1 protein-coding gene is annotated in these 428 nt (G+C 66.8%); it reads left to right on the forward strand.

The genetic code is table 11. The features are described from left to right. Positions 1–428 (forward strand): glutamate--tRNA ligase family protein (locus GTW58_RS14790; protein WP_245195274.1); only part of this gene is annotated, 428 nt, incomplete at both ends.

A 428-nucleotide genomic window follows, 5' to 3' on the forward strand; every position in this document is an offset into this window, starting at 1 on the left:
TGGTCCGCGGGGAGATCACCTTCGCGGCGGGTCCCGTGCCGGACTTCGTCGTCGTGCGAGCCAACGGCAAGCCGCTGTACACCCTGGTCAACCCCGTGGACGACGCGCTCATGCGGATCACCCACGTGCTGCGCGGCGAGGACCTGCTCTCCTCCACACCCCGACAGATCGCCCTGTACCGTGCCCTGGTGGCCATCGGCGTCGCCGAGCGCGTGCCCGAATTCGGTCACCTGCCGTACGTCATGGGGGAGGGCAACAAGAAGCTCTCCAAGCGCGACCCCGAATCGAGCCTGTTCAATCTTCGGGACGCGGGCTTCATCCCGGAGGGCCTGCTGAACTACCTGGCGTTGCTCGGCTGGTCCCTGTCGGCCGATCAAGACGTCTTCACCCAGGACGAGTTCGTGGCCGCCTTCGTAGTGCACGACGGG

It is taken from the genome of Kocuria subflava (genome assembly GCF_012163155.1).
Classification (GTDB): domain Bacteria; phylum Actinomycetota; class Actinomycetes; order Actinomycetales; family Micrococcaceae; genus Kocuria; species Kocuria subflava.